Source organism: Candidatus Beckwithbacteria bacterium, from assembly GCA_012797845.1.
Taxonomy (GTDB): Bacteria; Patescibacteriota; Microgenomatia; order UBA1400; family UBA1449; genus JAAZOH01.
Genome location: JAAZOH010000038.1, coordinates 1 through 15,823, shown reverse-complemented (window position 1 = coordinate 15,823; position 15,823 = coordinate 1). Strand labels below are relative to the sequence as shown.

Genomic DNA, 15,823 nt, shown 5'->3' with positions numbered 1-15,823 from the left:
CCTCAATTATTTAACAGCTTGATTATACTAACGATAAACCACTGGTTTTTAATTCTGTGATAAGCTCTTGATAGTTAGGCAGCACACTTGCCATTAAGTTCCGGTATCTTCGAGAGTGACTAAACTCCTTCAGGTGACACAGTTCGTGAATGACAATGTAATCAGCCAAATGGTCGGGCAGTAAAACAATTCGCCAGTTAAAGTTAAGGTTCTTCTTTTTTGAGCAACTACCCCAACAAGTCTTTTGGTCTTGAAGGTATATATTAATTTCTTCCTTTAAGTACAATGGGAGCAGTTAACCGAAATATGTTAGCATCTCTGAGTATAGCCATTGGTTTACCAAGATGGTGTCCTATTGTAGGACAAGAGTAAGCAAGATTTTCTGCAATTTTTATTAAGGGGGAATCGTTAGGAGCAACTAATTCTATCGGAATATCTCCCAAACAATCATATTCATAAAAAGATGGTATATGTTCTGCCCCATATTGTTCTACAACATAACGGAGAGTTATTTGGCTATTATAGGCTGACCTATCTACTTTTGGTGCTGTTAAAAAACTCATCATAGCATTGGCAAAATCAGCGCTCGTACCACACTCATACCTTTGAAAATATACTCCAGAATCAGTAAAATGTGAATTTGATCCTAGTTCCCTGATTGCACATGAAAGTATAAAAACATCTGTGTCTCTCATTTTGGGATCAATGGTAATTGCAAAAATTGGTTGTTTACTAACGATATCACCATCTCTGTCTCGAAAATACATTTCTAAACCAACAGTAGTATTATTAAAACGGTTAGGTCGGCAAAGCATGTGTTTACCCATAAATTGTACTCCCAATCTATCAACAGCTGCTTTTCCAACTTTTACATCTCCAGCATTGTCTCTACTGCTGTGATATTTTTCTATACTTAAAGCAGCAAATTCTAGTACATCCATAACCCCAGCTCTTTCAACCATCCTTTGAAATCTTTCTGCGGTTTTTTGTCTTTCTCTTGCAGTTTCTTCTTCTGTAATAATTGTTACTCCTGCTGCCCTAGCTGCCATTATTTTTCTAAAATCTTCTGTCATAATTCCTTTAAAAAAGTGTTTATTTTTAGTAATTTTTGGGAATGTAATTGTAACATATTATAGTAAAAATAAAATCCTATTTATTTTTACTATATATACACTTAAATTCAAAATGTTTTCCCAACTAACCTTATTTTTTAAACTCAGATAAAAATCTATATCACACTCTAAACTATTTTTTACAAACTTCTCCAAATAATTTTTAGATCTTTCATCAGGGCAGATTAGAATAACCTTAGGAAATGGTTTACCAGTTTTGTCTTGCCAGATTTCTTCTTCAAAATAATCAATGTATTGTCTGACTCGTTTTCGCAGTAGCATTCTAGGAGACATATCATCAAAAACATCGAGAAAATAACGATTAATTTGTTTATTAGGTTTCAATAGCAATATAGGCATCAGGATGTGTCAAACCCACGCTAAATATATAGATGGGGATGAATCCAGGTTTACTGCTGAACTATTAAAAGAGTGGAAGCTAATTGGTGAGAAGGTCGCTCGAAGAATGCAAGAATCTAGAATAGATTATCTCGAAGCTATTTCTCAACTATCTACGAAAGATGGATCAATAAATGATTTAGTTTTAGCTGCTCAAAAACAAGATCCTCTTAAAAAGAGATATCAAACTTGGGATTTAGCAATATATCGGAAAATTTTAGAAATGATTCCGAAAGATGTTCAATGGACTGCCAAACAGGGGGGTTACGTTAATCGTCACCATGAATCCGTTCGAAAACCACTTAATTACTACAGTAATTATCTAGAGAATAACCCAACAGATTTTTCTTTTATTGATAAAAAAACACAAGTACTCAAATATAAGTTAGATAAAAACCTTATACTCTTGAACGAGGAATTATCTCTAAACACTTTTATTGATAAAGATGGTAAGCACTATGCCATGTCTCAGGAATGGAAATTAAGTAAGGCGGGATCAAATAATTATACCTCGGCAGCTCTCAGAATTTATCATTTGTCCGAAGAATTTATAAGTGCATTTGACGTTCTTCATAAATTTTGTAGAGATAAATTTGGAGAATAGTCAAAATTTTCTTCGCCAATATCACTGTTACACAAGTTTAAAGAAATAATTAGAGATCACGATCTTTAGGGGTGCACTGCTTGGCTGCCGGATCGCAATTCTCTCCCTAGCCTCAACATCCAGAGTGTACCAAATGATACTATATAAGTATATCTTAGTACATTTTTATGGCTGACAATTCTAATTCCTATACATTCAGGGAATATAAAAGAAATAAAAAAATATTTTGGATCATTCATTTGATCATTGGTATTACTTACCTATGGTTACTTTATTTATTTCTCGTAATGTTACAGAAAACAAATTATTCATTGATTGGATTGGTAATATCATCAGTTATTTTTATATTTGCCATAAAGTTTGTCCAAAAAATGGATAGACAAAACAGACAGGATGTAAGAAGAAACTACAACACATGGGGAAAGGGAGCTGGAGCTGAGTTGATAGAAGAAAAAATACTGGAACTACTACCCCAAGAATATCTCATCGTCAAAGATTTTAATACCGGACACGGAAATATTGATTTTATTGTCATTGGACCGAATGGAATTTTTGCGATAGAAGTTAAATCAGAAAATGGTCTGGTGAGTTTTGTAAACGAAAAACTTCTTGTTAAAAACGCTATTCCCGTAAAGAACTATCTGCAACAAACATTTGCAGAAAAAATGTGGCTATCAGATTACGTATATAAACATCTTGGAAAAAGATATGACGTGACTGGTTTATTAGAATTTCCTAACGGAAAAATCGATAAACAAACCATTCACGGAAAAATTAATGACATATGGATTGGAGGAAGAGGATTTCATAAGTATGTCATCAACAAATCATCTATCAAGCTAAATTCAGAAGAAATCGAAGCTATTCATAAGTTTTTAACAACATCGAAAGCCACTGAAAGCATAGTTTCACAAACATAAAGTTTTTTGTGCATATTCTACAATTGTTTGGCACGCGCATCCTATAAGTCCCATCGGTTCGAATCCTGGTTCTATAATTTGAGGCTATTTTGGAGAATTTTAGCCTTGAGTAGGATTTGAGGGCAATGATGATTCAGAACCGTAGCCTCAAAGTCTGGTTTTTTAGGGGTTTTTACGGTTCGAATCTCCAGAGGAAAAAATAGGGTTTTAGCAAGTCTTTTCGGGCCATTTAGGCACTCCGGTCACTCCGGGGTGCCCGTCTTGGCTGAGCGTACCGGTCTAGTCCAGTCTTATCCCATACCTCTGTTGTGCGAATCCGAAAAGATGAGACAAGTCGGTCTAGAACCTTTTGATCACTATAACTCGAGTAAATTTTAGCAAAAACGAGACAAATGAGACAGTATAAAAAGAACTACCTAATCAAGTACTTTATTGATGGATTTGAAGATAGAACACAATAGAAAGTTTTCCATGGGGTATCTTTGCCATTCATTCGAAGTTTATCCAAAACCGTGGCACAGTAAACATAATAACCATGGCTGTTAAGTTTAGCTATTAATCTTTTAATTTCCCTTGCGATATCTAACTTAAGTCCTTCGCTAACATCAATTAGAGCATCAAGATCTTTCAAACAGACTAGGAATTCTTTAATTAGTTTATATAATTCTTCATCATCAGTCTCGTCAAATGATGCCGAGTATGCATGATAACCTGCTACAGCGTTTATCAATTGCATGCCAGTTATAATTTGAATGGCTGCTAAATATTTTGTGCTTTGTATCACTTTGGGACTATCATTATTTTTATTAATACTTCTCACTCTTTGAGACTCGTGATCTAGTTTAATCTTTTCCAATTTTTCAATTGGATATTTTTCTGGTAGATCGTCTATGATTTTATGATGATCTCGACATAACAAAATTAAGTTGTCAGGTAAATTCAACTTCTCAACAGGATAAGATGGATCAAATCTAGGACCATTCTCTTTATCAGATCTTATGTGACATTCTTGACCAAGAACTAAATGTTGTTTTTTAATCTTTTTTGTTAATTTTTTTTTACATATTGCGCACTGATTTCTAGATAAAGCCCATATAATCTTACTTGTTTTAAACGAAACTTTACTCATATTTTTGGGAAAATTTAATTAAGAATATCTGTAATTTTTTTCTTTATTATTACGGTCTTTAATGTAACGTTATCTAATCAATTTGGCTTTACAAGCTAATCAAACATGTCATACCATTGTCATTTAAATAATTCGGCTACTCAAAATTCATCTATGGGAATCCTCAATCCAATACTGAATTTTCGTAATTTTCATACAGATGAACCATAAACTTTTTTACCTTTTTATTGTCATATAAATTATTATTTGTTACCATTACCATACTAGAAATACCTTAAATTTACAATGGAAGACAAATACATTCTTACCACTAAAAATTATGAAGACTATCGCAATTATCTGCTTGTACACAGCTTCTTCTTTGATATTCTCATGAGAAAATTACGAAAAGATCTTGGTTTACCTTCAAATGGAATCGCTGATTTAGAGAAAATGATCAAATGGGATGCAAACCGAAAGGCTAAAATCAGGAAAAAAATTACTCCAACTTCAAAACGCAAAAAGTCAGGAGTTCAAATGGTTAAAGAGGTATTTGCCATTGAGGATGAGGTGCGGCGAAAAGCATACACTCCAATTTGGGAAACCATCGAGAAATTTGCCGATTACGATTTTAATTTTTCTCTACTCCACGCTTATGTTTTGGGAAATACAGGAATGTCATTTAGTGAGAGTTCGAGAATTTTAATGGTTTCCTCTCCAGACGATCCGATTCGTGAGACAGGTGTGTATATCAAATATTCCCCTGAACTAAGTGAAAAAGATATTATAGCTTTAACCAAGCAAGCACGAGAGTCATACGAATCATTGTTTAAGTACAGACACCCATCGATTAGAACACATGATGAAAATGGTGAGCCATTTATCAAGCATCCAGAATTAAAAATTCGCCAAAGAAAAGTCACTCAGCCAACAAAGCAACAACTGAAAATTTTCGAGGCAGTAGAAAATTGCTTAAAAGAGAATTATTCATCTAGATCTGATTCGATAAAAATGCAGGATGTTTTTACAGAAGTCGCATCAAAGCTGAAATTAAACAAAAACTCTGTTCAGCGCAGTTACCATTCGCTTTTGAGAAACTACAATCTACCCACAAGTGTAGATACTAAGAATATTTTCTAGTTAATGGGGTATTAGCCCGAAAACTCTTCCAATTTTATGTTTCAAAATCTCTGAGAAAATGTAGGTATGCAAAAAATATCTATTCAAACTATTGAGATCCCTATCAATGACTTAATCCCAGCCGACTATAATCCGCGAAAGCATGACGAAACCGCTACTAAACAATTAAAACAAAGCATTAAAAAGTTTGGTTTAGTAGATCCCATTATAGCAAATTCGAATCCAAGTCGTAAAAATATTATTATAGGAGGGCACTTTCGCTGGGCTGTAGCAAAACAACTTGGGTATAAAACAATACCCGTAGTCTATATAAATATTTCCGATTTAGAAAAAGAAAAAGAGCTTAATCTCAGACTCAATAAAAATACTGGTGAGTTTGATTGGGATTTACTGGCAAAGTTCGATGAGTCCCTTCTATCTGACATTGGTTTTTCCAGTGATGAGCTCGATTCAATTTTTGATATCGATATTACACCAGAAGAATTTGACCTTAAAAAAGAACTGGAAAAACTCAACATTAAAGAGATAAAAACCAAGAAGGGTGACATATATGCTTTGGGGGAAAGCAGGTTGATGTGTGGAGACTCTACTATTGAATTAGATATATTAAAGCTCATGGATGGGGAGAAAGCAGATATGTGCTTTACGGATCCCCCATATATTTTGGATTACCTTCACGGCAAGAAAAAACACGGTAAAGCGGTAACTGGTTTTGGAGCCAAACGCGATCGCAGATACTTAGAAACCGATGTTCTGCCGCCAAATTTCACCGAAAAATGGATGGCTAATATTGCGAAGGTTCAAGCCGAACATTTCAGTATTATTGTCTATGAAAACTGGAAGAACTTACGTGTAATTTGGGGAGAAATGGAAAAATACTGGAAAGTGAAAAACATGATTGTGTGGCATTTACCCAATCGTCATCAAGGTTTTTCTGCTAAACATAAATTTTTCTCCAAACACGATATTGCCATGGTGGGAGCAAGTCCAGATAAAGATATTGTACTTAATTGGGAAGAAGAAACCGATGGACTCCAAGAAGAATACGAAACAGCTCTCTTTGCCATTCAGGGTAAACCACATTGGGAAGGCTATCAAAAGGGTAAGAAGAATCAACCTACAGATTTTATTGAACATATTGCCTCAGATGAGAAACATTCTGGTCAAGGGATCATCTTTGGAACAAAACCGATTGAAATTCTTATTCCTTATATCAAGATTCTAACCAAGCGAGGGAGTCTTATCTTGGAGCCATTCGGAGGAAGCGGAAGCACTCTTATTGCTGCCATTAAAATGAAAAGAAGGTGCTACGTTATGGAAAAGTCACCAGTCTATACCGAAGTCATTATCAAACGTTGGGAAAAATTAACTGGATTGAAAGCAAAGAAATTATGAAGAACCAAGACAAAATTAAAGCACTACTTTTGGAACGACTCAGGAAAATCCCCATTGTTCAAGTCGCTTGTGAAAAAACTGGGGTTAGTCGGGCTACTTACTATCGATGGCAAACCGATGATTCTAGCTTCGCCAAAGAATGTGACAAGGCAATTCTGGAAGGTAGACAAAATATCAATGACATGGCTGAGTCAAAACTAGTTAGTTCCATTAACGACAAAAACATGTCTGCAATACGCTTTTGGCTTAATCACCATCACTCCGCCTATTCTACCCGAGTTGAAGTGACCACGGTTAATCAAGACAAAGAGACCAGTCTATCCAAAGAAGAGAGAGAATTACTAGATAAAGCAATCGAAATGGTGGCTTTTATGCCACCAAAAACAAAAAGAAAGAAAAATGATTAACGACCAAACAATTTATAGGCAAATTCAAGAGAATCCTGACTTCAGAAAAGCTTTGGCTCAGGAAAGTTTAATGTGGTTTTTTGCCATTTACTTCCCTCACTACATCACTTCACCCACAGCCGATTTTCAAAAAGAAATGCTTGAACTGTTTCAAAATAAAAATATTCGCAAGGTAGTAATCACCGCATTTCGTGGCTCAGCCAAATCAACCCTAGGAACTTTGGTTTATCCAATTTGGTCTCTGGTAGGCAAACCTCAAAAGAAATACACATTGGTCATGAGTCAAACTCAGGAACTAGCCAAACAAATTCTGACTAACATCAAAGAGGAACTCTCCACCAATGAACTACTACTTAGAGATTTCGGTGGCCTATCTCAAACCAATGAATGGCGATCAAACTCAATTGTAATTCCGTATTACAATGCCCGAATCTCAGCCACCTCCCAAAGCGAAAGTATCAGGGGATTGCGACACAAACAATACCGACCAGATCTAGTAATAGTCGATGACGTTGAAAATTTGGAGTCAGTTAAAACTAGGGAGAATCGAGACAAGTTATGGGATTGGTTCACGGGTGAAGTCATGCCCATAGGTGATGTGCATACCAAAATCGTGGTGGTGGGTAACCTGCTACATGAAGATTCACTAATGATGCGACTCAAAGAAAATATTACTCTGGGGAAAATGGATGGAGTTTATCGAGAATATCCACTAATTAATGCCAAAGGAGAAATTACTTGGCCAGGCAAATATCCCACTATGAAACATGTTGAGATCAAAAGACGTCAGGTAGCAGATGATTCTGCTTGGTACAGGGAATATTTACTTAAATTCATTTCAGACGATAACCGTATAGTCCAAAGGAATTGGCCACAGGTCTGGACTGAATTACCAGATTTAAAACGATACCCACCTCACTTGGTTGGCCTTGGAGTGGATATGGCCCTTTCGGAAAGTTCCAGTGCTGATTTAACCGCACTTATTCCCTTCATCTGCGTTGGTTATGGTGATAATCTTAAAGTCTATATTTTAGATTACATAGTTAATAAAAGGTTGAATTTTACTGATGCAATTAAGGAAATTAAAAAAGTATGCGAGTACTTTGATGAAGACTTTAAAAGAATGCCTACTGTCTATGTTGAAAAGGCTAATATTGAAACCGCTGCTACTCAATTACTTCGGTTAGATAAGGTTTTATCTGAGCCAGTAGATACTTCCAGGATGAGCAAACAAGAAAGATTGCAAGTGTCTACTCCGTATATCAGAGTAGGTAAGGTATTATTTCCACCCAAAGGAGCTGAACAGTTGATTAGCCAGATCATTAACTTTGGCATTGAAAAACATGATGACTTAGTAGATGCATTTACACTTATTGTTATAAAGGTGCTGGCTACTGATAGACCAACAACCCATTTTACCCAAAACGAATCAAAGGAAGATCCACATCCAGGGTTAACATGGTCACTTCGCCATATGAGCGAATTCGACATCGATGAAAAACCAATTACCTTGGATATGGTGTTTTAACCCACAGAAAGATCTTGCGATCTTTCCGAAGGTTTAATAGAAATTATTCTATTCCTTTAAGTTCTTTGTAATACCAATCTTTCATTGGGTACGAAGTATATGGTCCGTAACCCCAATTTTCTGTATCGCCATATCCAACTAAAGCTACTAAATGATCTCCAACAAAAACATAATTATCTTCTTTCCATTTTGTTAAATCTTCCTGCTCTGTTTCATAAGAGCCAAGCATATTTGTATATTGAGCATCTAGTTCAAAAGCTTTTTTATCATCATAGATACTTATATTGCAGCTCTTCTTGCATGTTTTATGTACTTCTTCAGCTATTGCTTCAGAGTTCGGCTCTCCAGGTTTAATCAACACGCTTATATTCTCATCCATCTTATCCTCAATTCTTTCCAATATTTCATATTCATATTTAGGTGTAGTAGAGACAGAAGCTGTTTCTTGCACAACCTCTTGTTGTTTTTGAGATGTATTATCCTGGGGATTATATGGTTTAGCTGAACTACTAACTAATATTATGAAAAATACTAAAATAACAAAAAATCCAACGATAATATTTTTATTCATGAAATCACCCCCCTTCTATCTAGAATGCTAACTTAAACAGAAATAAAAATCAAGTACTTTCTTGACTAAATGCTAGCACCATGCTAGTGGAGTACTAGCTCATGGCTATCAATAATTAAGACATGATAAAAATCACTAAAGCTCAATCTAAGTTTGGTCGAAAAATTCAGAGAAAACGCAAAGAAATGGGTATCACCCAGGAAGAATTGGCTTTCCGAGTCAATTTAAGTAGAACTCATATGGGTCATATTGAACAAGGGCGAAGAACTCCTTCATTAGAGGTACTTAATAAGATAGCAAGGGCTCTTAAAACATCTCCTAAAGACTTTTTTTAATTACTACGATCTCTTAATCTAGATTTTTCTATCCAAGAATAGTATCCTATTGGTATCAATGGTAGGTAAATTGTTATGGAAGAATTATTAACTCTCAGTGAAGCTGCTCAAATTTTAAAGGTTCACCCGAATACTCTACGTTTGTGGGATAAAAATGGCATTTTAAAAGCTGTAAGAATTGGTGTAAAAAAAATTCGCCGATACAAAAAAGAAGATATCGAGAAATTTATTAATCACAAAAATGGTAAATAAATATGACAAATAATCAAAACACCACTAAAGAACAAGAACGCGCAGAACTGCACCGTGCTATTTGGCAAATAGCCAATGATTTGCGTGGTAGCGTTGATGGCTGGGATTTTAAGTCATATGTGCTAGGGATGCTGTTTTATCGTTTTATTAGTGAAAATTTGACCAATTATATTAACGATGATGAACGCCGATCCGGTAAAAAAGATTTTGACTATGCAGATCTTACAGACAAAGAGGCAGAATTTGGTCGAGCCGATACAGTAAAAGAAAAAGGATTCTACATCTTGCCCAGTGAACTGTTTGTTAACGTCTCTAAGAAAGCCAAGAACAACAAAAATCTTAATGAGACATTATCGAGTATTTTTAGCAACATTGAAAACTCAGCTAAAGGTTCAAGTAGTGAAGATGATCTCAAAGGCTTATTTGCCGACTTAGATGTCAACTCAAGCAAGCTTGGAAACACTGTTGAGCATCGCAACCAAAAACTTGTCAAAATTATTGAAGCAATCGGCAATCTTCGCCTCGGTAATTATTCAAATAATACAATAGATGCTTTTGGCGATGCCTATGAATTTTTAATGACTATGTATGCTAGTAATGCTGGTAAGTCAGGAGGTGAGTTCTATACCCCACAAGAAGTAAGTGAATTGCTCGCAGAGATTACCACTGTTGGCAAAAAAGAAGTCAACAAAGTCTACGATCCTGCCTGTGGCTCAGGCTCTCTCCTTCTGAAATTTGCCAAAGTTTTGGGAAGGGAAAATGTCCGACAAGGCTTTTTTGGCCAAGAAATAAACCTCACCACTTATAACTTGTGTCGTATCAATATGTTCTTGCACGACATTAATTACAATAATTTTGACATCGCACTGGGAGATACTTTAATTGACCCTAAACATTGGGATGATGAACCATTTGATGCTATCGTTTCCAACCCTCCCTACTCAATCAAATGGGAAGGTGACTCAAACCCCATTCTTATTAACGACCCACGTTTTTCTCCTGCTGGAGTTTTAGCCCCTAAAAGCAAGGCAGATTTAGCCTTTACTATGCACATGCTTTCATGGCTCTCAACTAGTGGGACAGCTGCGATAGTTGAATTTCCAGGTGTACTATATCGTGGAGGTGCAGAAAAGAAGATTAGGAAATATCTTGTAGATAATAACTATGTAGACACAGTAATACAATTACCACCGGATCTATTCTTTGGTACTACCATTGCTACTTGTATCATTATTTTGAAGAAAAGTAAAAAAGATAACAAAATACTCTTCATTGATGCTTCAGCCGAATTTGTCCGCAACGGTAATAAAAATAAATTGAGCGAAGCAAATAGACTCAAAATTTTGGACGCTTTTAGTTCTCGCATGGACGCAGAGTACTTTGCCAAACTTGTTGATAACAAGGATATTGCCAACAATGATTACAACATTGCCGTATCAAGCTATGTTATTCCAGAAGATACTCGCGAAGTTATAAATATCACCGAACTCAACACCAAAATAAGTCAGATCGTAGCCAAACAGAACGAACTACGAAAAGCAATTGATGAAATTGTTAGTGATATAGAAGGAAACAAATAAATATATGTATATATCAAAAATTCAGCTTCACAACTTCAAAGGATACAAAGGTGATCATGAAATAAACTTTGACAAAGGAGTAAATTTTTTTGTTGGTGATAATAATTGTGGAAAATCATCAGTTTTTGAAGCGATTGATTTTATCCGAACCAAAAAAAATCGTGATGAAGTTATCACAAAGACTGAGCTTGAAGAAGATGATTTTGTATCTATTGAGATTGAATTTGTGGGTGATGATCTAGAATTACTAGTTCAAACAGAACCCTTGAAAAAGTATCAATCATATTTGATAAATTCTAATGGTCAAAAAAGTATACGTGTCATGCGTTCTAGTGAAGAAAATGAAATTACCCAAGGCAAGAAATCAAAAAAACTTTCGATAGGGAATGTTCGCATTTTCAATCCCTCTACGAGTCAATTTGAGAACCCAACTGGAGTGGATAATACAATCACAGCCCTTTTTGATGCTCAATTTGTTTGGGCTGATACCAATTCTGGAGATATTTCTGATTTTTCAAAAACTAAAATATGCGGGAAAATTATTAATGCAATAACAAAAGATTTTGTTAAATCTGCTACATGGGAAAATTTTAGAAAGTCCCACAAAGAAGCTTTCGGCGATGGCAAAGATAGTATTGCTACGACCTTAAAGCCAGTTGAAAACAAACTAGCATCCATAATATCTGAACAATACGGAGAAACAGAAGTAAAATTTAAGTTTTCCTTGCCAGAAATCGAGAGTTTCTTTAAAACTGGAAATATTAACTTATCAGAAAGTGGAATAGAAACAAAAAGCGAAGAAAAAGGTACGGGTATGCAAAGGGCTTTGGCACTTGCACTAATTCAAGTATACGCAGATATATCCTCAGCTAATAGCGAAGGGGAATCAAAGCCAATTTTGTTTTTCATAGATGAACCTGAAACTTTTTTACATCCACAGGCTCAAAATAAACTATTAGATGCTCTTGAAAAGATTTCTAGTAAGTCACAGATCTTTATCATTACCCACTCGCCATATTTGTTGAAAAAATACAAGAAAGAAACACACTCAATGAATGTGTTTTCAAGAGATAGGGGGTTGAATAAAGTTGAACCTGGTAAAGAATTCGATCTTTTTGGTATATCAAGTCCTACTTGGGGAGAAATAAATTATTATGCATTTGGAGTTTTGACAGTTGAATTCCACAATGAGCTATACGGATTTATCCAGGCGAAAGCGATAGTTGAAGATGATAAAAATTATTCTGAAGTCGAATTTGAAAAATATTTAGTTAGTAAAGGCTTTGCTCAAGATCAGACTTACATTCGATTAAAAAAGGATGGCTCTACCGAAACTCAGACTAGAACTTTACCCACAAGAATCAGAAACATAATTCATCATCCTGAAAATACCAATAATGTGATGTTTTCATTAGATGAATTAGAATCTTCTACCGAATCACTAATTAAATTACTATGACAAAACACCAAAGTAAATTTGAAAAGCTAATATCAAAACTCTGCCCTAGAGGAGTGGAGCTTAAAAACATTGTTGATATCGCAAGTGTCACTATTGGAGAATTTGTTCATAAAAATAAACAAAAATCAGACGGTGAATATCCTGTGTATAACGGAGGAACATCTGAAACTGGATACTATGATGAATTTAATAATACAAAAGATAAAATTGTTATTAGCGCCAGAGGTGCAAATGCCGGATATGTAAATAAAATTCATAAACCTTTTTGGGCTGGAAATAGTTGTTATACGGTTGATGTGGTTAATAAGACATTGATTAATTGGGTATATGTTTATTACTATCTGAAAAACAATCAAAACAAACTAATTGGCGAACAACAAAAAGGTGGAATACCTGCGGTGTCAAAAAAACAGGTTGAAAATTTCAAAATCCCAGTCCCACCCCTTGAAATCCAAGACGAAATTGTCAAAATTCTTAATAAGTTTACAGAGCTAGAAGCAGAGCTAGAAGCAGGGCTAGAAGCAAGGAAGAAGCAATATGAATACTATAGAGAAAGATTATTATCACCCGATAATAAACTTGTGATTAATTATGTATCCATAAAAGATATTGCGCTTGATTCATTTTGGATTATGCCTTCAACACCACCTTTTGTAGCTGATGGTGAAATCCCCTACATTACTTCAAAGAATATTCGAAAAGGTCATATAAACTTTACTGATATAAAACATATTTCTCGCGAAGACTATTTGGATATTTCTAAAAATAGACCTATTATCGAAAATGATATTTTGATAAGTATGATTGGGACAATTGGAGAGGTAGCTAGAGTAAAGAAGGATGATTTGGAGTTTTATGGACAAAATATGTTTTTGGTTAGATTAAATCCAAGCTTAATAAATACGAACTATTTTTTACATTTTTTTGATTCCGCACGAATGAAGTTGTATTTCGGATCGATAAAAAATAACTCTGGACAAGGATACTTAAAGTCAAAACATATTGATTCTATTCAAATCCCTCTGCCACCACTTAAAGATCAAGAAAGAATAGCTTCAACCTTGGATAAATTTGACACTTTAGTTAATGATATCTCAATTGGTTTGCCAGCAGAACTTAATGCGAGAAGGCAACAATACGAGTATTACCGAAATAAATTGCTAACATTTAATGAATATGTCGAATAAACAAACTCACTACAATATGGTCGCACAAAACTCTGAAAGTACTGTAGTGTCTCAATATGTGCATGATGCTAATATATTGCGAGATTCTGGCTATCAAAGTGAGGCTAATCTAGAACAGGAATTTATCAAGCAACTAGAGTCTCAAGCTTATGAGTATATTTCTATAAAATCAGAAAAAGATTTGATCGTTAATCTCAGGCATCAGCTGGAAAAACTCAATAATTATACCTTTACTGATAACGAATGGGATAAATTCTTCGTTAGCACCTTAGCTAATCCTAATCAAAGTATTGTTGAAAAAACAATCACTATTCAAGAAGACTACATCAAAAACCTTACTCGTGATGATGGATCGATTAAGAATATTTATCTCATCAAAAAAGATAATATCCATGACAACAATTTACAGGTCATTAACCAATATGCGACTAATGATGGACAGCGTGCCAATCGCTACGATGTCACCGTTTTAGTTAACGGGCTTCCACTCATCCATATTGAATTAAAACGACGTGGAGTAGCCATCCAAGAGGCTTTCAATCAGATTAACAGGTACAACCGCGAAAGCTTTTGGGCCTCGTCAGGTTTGTTTGAGTACGTTCAAATATTTATTATTTCAAACGGAACACACACCAAATACTACAGCAATACAACCCGTGTCCAACACGTAAAAGATTCCAGTGAGGGTTCTGCGAAGTCAGGTAAACGAACGAGTAATAGCTTCGAATTCACCAGTTGGTGGGCAGATGCTACAAACCGACCGATTACCGATCTTGTTGATTTTGCTAAAACTTTCTTTGCCAAGCACACCATATTAAATATTCTTACCAAATACTGTGTATTTACTACCGATAAGTTGTTATTGGTCATGCGCCCATATCAAATCGTTGCCACCGAACGGATCCTTAATCGAATTGAAGTCAGTACTAACTATAAAAAACTGGGCACTGTTGAGGCTGGTGGATATATTTGGCATACCACTGGGTCAGGAAAAACATTAACAAGCTTTAAGACTGCCCAATTGGTAAGTAAATTAGCCAATATTGAAAAGGTTATTTTCGTCGTAGACCGCAAAGATTTGGATTATCAAACCATGCGAGAGTACGACAAGTTTGAGAAGGGGGCGGCCAATAGCAATACCAGTACTGCTATTTTGGCTAAACAGCTTGGTGATCCAAATGCACGAATAATTGTGACTACAATCCAGAAACTAGACCGTTTTATTAGTCGAAACAATGGTCATACCATATTTAATGGTCATGTTGTTCTCATTTTTGATGAGTGTCACCGTTCACAATTTGGAGATATGCATGCAGCCATAACTAAAGCATTTAAGAATTATCATTTGTTTGGATTTACGGGCACACCGATTTTCGCTATAAATTCTTCATCTGGGGGTCGTCCAGACTTCAAAACAACTGAGCAGGCTTTTGGTGACAAACTTCACACATATACAATCGTCGATGCCATAGCAGATAAAAATGTTTTGCCATTTAAAGTAGATTATGTCTCTACGATTCGCGAGGCAGAAGATATTGAGGATAAAAAAGTTAACGACATTGATCGAGAGGCTATATTGGCTGCTCCGGAAAGAATCGAGAATATCGTCAAATATATTCGAGAGCATTTTGATCAAAAAACCAAAAGAAATAGCTATTACAAAATTAAAGACCGCCGTTTGGCAGGAATAAACTACACACGGTCTAAAGACCGTGGTTTTAATCCTTCTCTGGCATAATTTCTTTATTGTCTTTAATGTACTTTTTTATTTGTAAGTAATTGGTTTTACCTATGGTTTCAGCAAAGTAGCCATCAGCCCAAAAACT

17 protein-coding genes and 1 pseudogene are annotated in these 15,823 nt (G+C 35.3%); 12 read left to right on the top strand and 6 right to left on the bottom strand.

Annotated features, from left to right (window positions below):
- Positions 1–22: 22 nt before the first annotated feature.
- From GYA49_04535 to GYA49_04525, 3 genes are read right to left on the bottom strand one after another with little or no spacing between them, the layout of a single operon-like run.
- Positions 23–286 carry a M48 family metallopeptidase gene (locus GYA49_04535; GenBank protein NMC36283.1) on the bottom strand — a complete coding sequence of 88 codons (264 nt, stop codon included), beginning with the start codon at positions 284–286 and terminating at the stop codon, positions 23–25.
- Complete coding sequence (locus GYA49_04530) at positions 264–1,073, bottom strand: hypothetical protein (protein ID NMC36282.1); 810 nt, start codon at positions 1,071–1,073, stop codon at positions 264–266. Before GYA49_04530 ends, GYA49_04535 begins: the two co-directional genes overlap by 23 nt.
- Positions 1,074–1,130: 57 nt before the next feature.
- On the bottom strand, positions 1,131–1,472 hold the full coding sequence (locus GYA49_04525; GenBank protein NMC36281.1) for a hypothetical protein: 342 nt from the start codon (positions 1,470–1,472) through the stop codon (positions 1,131–1,133).
- A 4-nt stretch (positions 1,473–1,476) separates the two neighbouring features.
- Between GYA49_04525 and GYA49_04520 the strand changes: the two genes are divergently transcribed.
- Both GYA49_04520 and GYA49_04515 read left to right on the top strand, forming a co-directional pair.
- On the top strand, positions 1,477–2,115 hold the full coding sequence (locus GYA49_04520) for a hypothetical protein (GenBank protein ID NMC36280.1): 639 nt from the start codon (positions 1,477–1,479) through the stop codon (positions 2,113–2,115).
- A gap of 167 nt (positions 2,116–2,282) precedes the next feature.
- Positions 2,283–3,035, top strand: a complete 753-nt coding sequence (locus GYA49_04515; GenBank protein ID NMC36279.1) for an NERD domain-containing protein — start codon at positions 2,283–2,285, stop codon at positions 3,033–3,035.
- Positions 3,036–3,447: 412 nt separating this feature from the next.
- Here the strand turns inward: GYA49_04515 and GYA49_04510 are convergent, their stop codons facing one another.
- Positions 3,448–4,164, bottom strand: coding sequence for a hypothetical protein (locus GYA49_04510; protein ID NMC36278.1), 717 nt, complete (start codon positions 4,162–4,164; stop codon positions 3,448–3,450).
- 285 nt (positions 4,165–4,449) lie between these two features.
- Here GYA49_04510 and GYA49_04505 point away from each other — a divergent pair, with 285 nt between their 5' ends.
- The 4 genes from GYA49_04505 to GYA49_04490 all read left to right on the top strand — a co-directional run bounded on the left by GYA49_04505 (position 4,450) and on the right by GYA49_04490 (position 8,613).
- Entirely contained in the window at positions 4,450–5,283 is an 834-nt protein-coding gene (locus GYA49_04505) for a hypothetical protein (protein ID NMC36277.1), read from the top strand.
- Positions 5,284–5,349: 66 nt separating this feature from the next.
- Complete coding sequence (locus GYA49_04500; GenBank protein NMC36276.1) at positions 5,350–6,678, top strand: DNA modification methylase; 1,329 nt, start codon at positions 5,350–5,352, stop codon at positions 6,676–6,678.
- Positions 6,675–7,085, top strand: coding sequence for a hypothetical protein (locus tag GYA49_04495; protein ID NMC36275.1), 411 nt, complete (start codon positions 6,675–6,677; stop codon positions 7,083–7,085). Before GYA49_04500 ends, GYA49_04495 begins: the two co-directional genes overlap by 4 nt.
- Positions 7,078–8,613: a hypothetical protein gene (locus GYA49_04490; GenBank protein NMC36274.1), complete on the top strand. Its 1,536-nt coding sequence runs from the start codon at positions 7,078–7,080 to the stop codon at positions 8,611–8,613. The genes GYA49_04495 and GYA49_04490 overlap by 8 nt, the downstream gene beginning before the upstream one ends.
- Before the next feature lie 43 nt (positions 8,614–8,656).
- Here the strand turns inward: GYA49_04490 and GYA49_04485 are convergent, their stop codons facing one another.
- The gene (locus GYA49_04485; GenBank protein ID NMC36273.1) at positions 8,657–9,184 is read right to left on the bottom strand and encodes a hypothetical protein; all 528 of its coding nucleotides are present in this window, start codon (positions 9,182–9,184) and stop codon (positions 8,657–8,659) included.
- A gap of 122 nt (positions 9,185–9,306) precedes the next feature.
- On the opposite strand from GYA49_04485, the gene GYA49_04480 reads away from it, so the two are divergent.
- The 6 genes and pseudogenes from GYA49_04480 to GYA49_04455 all read left to right on the top strand — a co-directional run bounded on the left by GYA49_04480 (position 9,307) and on the right by GYA49_04455 (position 15,678).
- Positions 9,307–9,519 (top strand): helix-turn-helix transcriptional regulator, encoded by a 213-nt coding sequence (locus GYA49_04480; GenBank protein NMC36272.1) that lies wholly within the window; start codon positions 9,307–9,309, stop codon positions 9,517–9,519.
- A 75-nt stretch (positions 9,520–9,594) separates the two neighbouring features.
- Positions 9,595–9,771, top strand: a complete 177-nt coding sequence (locus GYA49_04475; protein NMC36271.1) for a helix-turn-helix domain-containing protein — start codon at positions 9,595–9,597, stop codon at positions 9,769–9,771.
- A gap of 2 nt (positions 9,772–9,773) precedes the next feature.
- Positions 9,774–11,351, top strand: a complete 1,578-nt coding sequence (locus GYA49_04470) for a type I restriction-modification system subunit M (protein NMC36270.1) — start codon at positions 9,774–9,776, stop codon at positions 11,349–11,351.
- Positions 11,352–11,355: 4 nt separating this feature from the next.
- Positions 11,356–12,810, top strand: a complete 1,455-nt coding sequence (locus GYA49_04465; protein ID NMC36269.1) for an ATP-binding protein — start codon at positions 11,356–11,358, stop codon at positions 12,808–12,810.
- Positions 12,807–13,997 carry a restriction endonuclease subunit S gene (locus GYA49_04460; GenBank protein ID NMC36268.1) on the top strand — a complete coding sequence of 397 codons (1,191 nt, stop codon included), beginning with the start codon at positions 12,807–12,809 and terminating at the stop codon, positions 13,995–13,997. Before GYA49_04465 ends, GYA49_04460 begins: the two co-directional genes overlap by 4 nt.
- Positions 13,987–15,678: pseudogene (locus tag GYA49_04455) on the top strand (type I restriction endonuclease subunit R). The gene GYA49_04460 and the pseudogene GYA49_04455 overlap by 11 nt, the downstream one beginning before the upstream one ends.
- A gap of 37 nt (positions 15,679–15,715) precedes the next feature.
- Here GYA49_04455 and GYA49_04450 read toward each other — a convergent pair.
- On the bottom strand, positions 15,716–15,823 hold a 108-nt coding region (locus GYA49_04450; GenBank protein ID NMC36267.1), incomplete at its 5' end, for an IS200/IS605 family transposase.

Bases quoted from the DNA above. Each gene is read 5' to 3' on its own strand.
- GYA49_04530 (NMC36282.1), bottom strand. From the start codon at position 1,073: ATGACAGAAGATTTTAGAAAAATAATGGCAGCTAGGGCAGCAGGAGTA.
- GYA49_04525 (NMC36281.1), bottom strand. From the start codon at position 1,472: ATGCCTATATTGCTATTGAAACCTAATAAACAAATTAATCGTTATTTT.
- GYA49_04520 (NMC36280.1), top strand. From the start codon at position 1,477: ATGTGTCAAACCCACGCTAAATATATAGATGGGGATGAATCCAGGTTT.
- GYA49_04515 (NMC36279.1), top strand. From the start codon at position 2,283: ATGGCTGACAATTCTAATTCCTATACATTCAGGGAATATAAAAGAAAT.
- GYA49_04510 (NMC36278.1), bottom strand. From the start codon at position 4,164: ATGAGTAAAGTTTCGTTTAAAACAAGTAAGATTATATGGGCTTTATCT.
- GYA49_04505 (NMC36277.1), top strand. From the start codon at position 4,450: ATGGAAGACAAATACATTCTTACCACTAAAAATTATGAAGACTATCGC.
- GYA49_04500 (NMC36276.1), top strand. From the start codon at position 5,350: ATGCAAAAAATATCTATTCAAACTATTGAGATCCCTATCAATGACTTA.
- GYA49_04495 (NMC36275.1), top strand. From the start codon at position 6,675: ATGAAGAACCAAGACAAAATTAAAGCACTACTTTTGGAACGACTCAGG.
- GYA49_04490 (NMC36274.1), top strand. From the start codon at position 7,078: ATGATTAACGACCAAACAATTTATAGGCAAATTCAAGAGAATCCTGAC.
- GYA49_04485 (NMC36273.1), bottom strand. From the start codon at position 9,184: ATGAATAAAAATATTATCGTTGGATTTTTTGTTATTTTAGTATTTTTC.
- GYA49_04480 (NMC36272.1), top strand. From the start codon at position 9,307: ATGATAAAAATCACTAAAGCTCAATCTAAGTTTGGTCGAAAAATTCAG.
- GYA49_04475 (NMC36271.1), top strand. From the start codon at position 9,595: ATGGAAGAATTATTAACTCTCAGTGAAGCTGCTCAAATTTTAAAGGTT.
- GYA49_04470 (NMC36270.1), top strand. From the start codon at position 9,774: ATGACAAATAATCAAAACACCACTAAAGAACAAGAACGCGCAGAACTG.
- GYA49_04465 (NMC36269.1), top strand. From the start codon at position 11,356: ATGTATATATCAAAAATTCAGCTTCACAACTTCAAAGGATACAAAGGT.
- GYA49_04460 (NMC36268.1), top strand. From the start codon at position 12,807: ATGACAAAACACCAAAGTAAATTTGAAAAGCTAATATCAAAACTCTGC.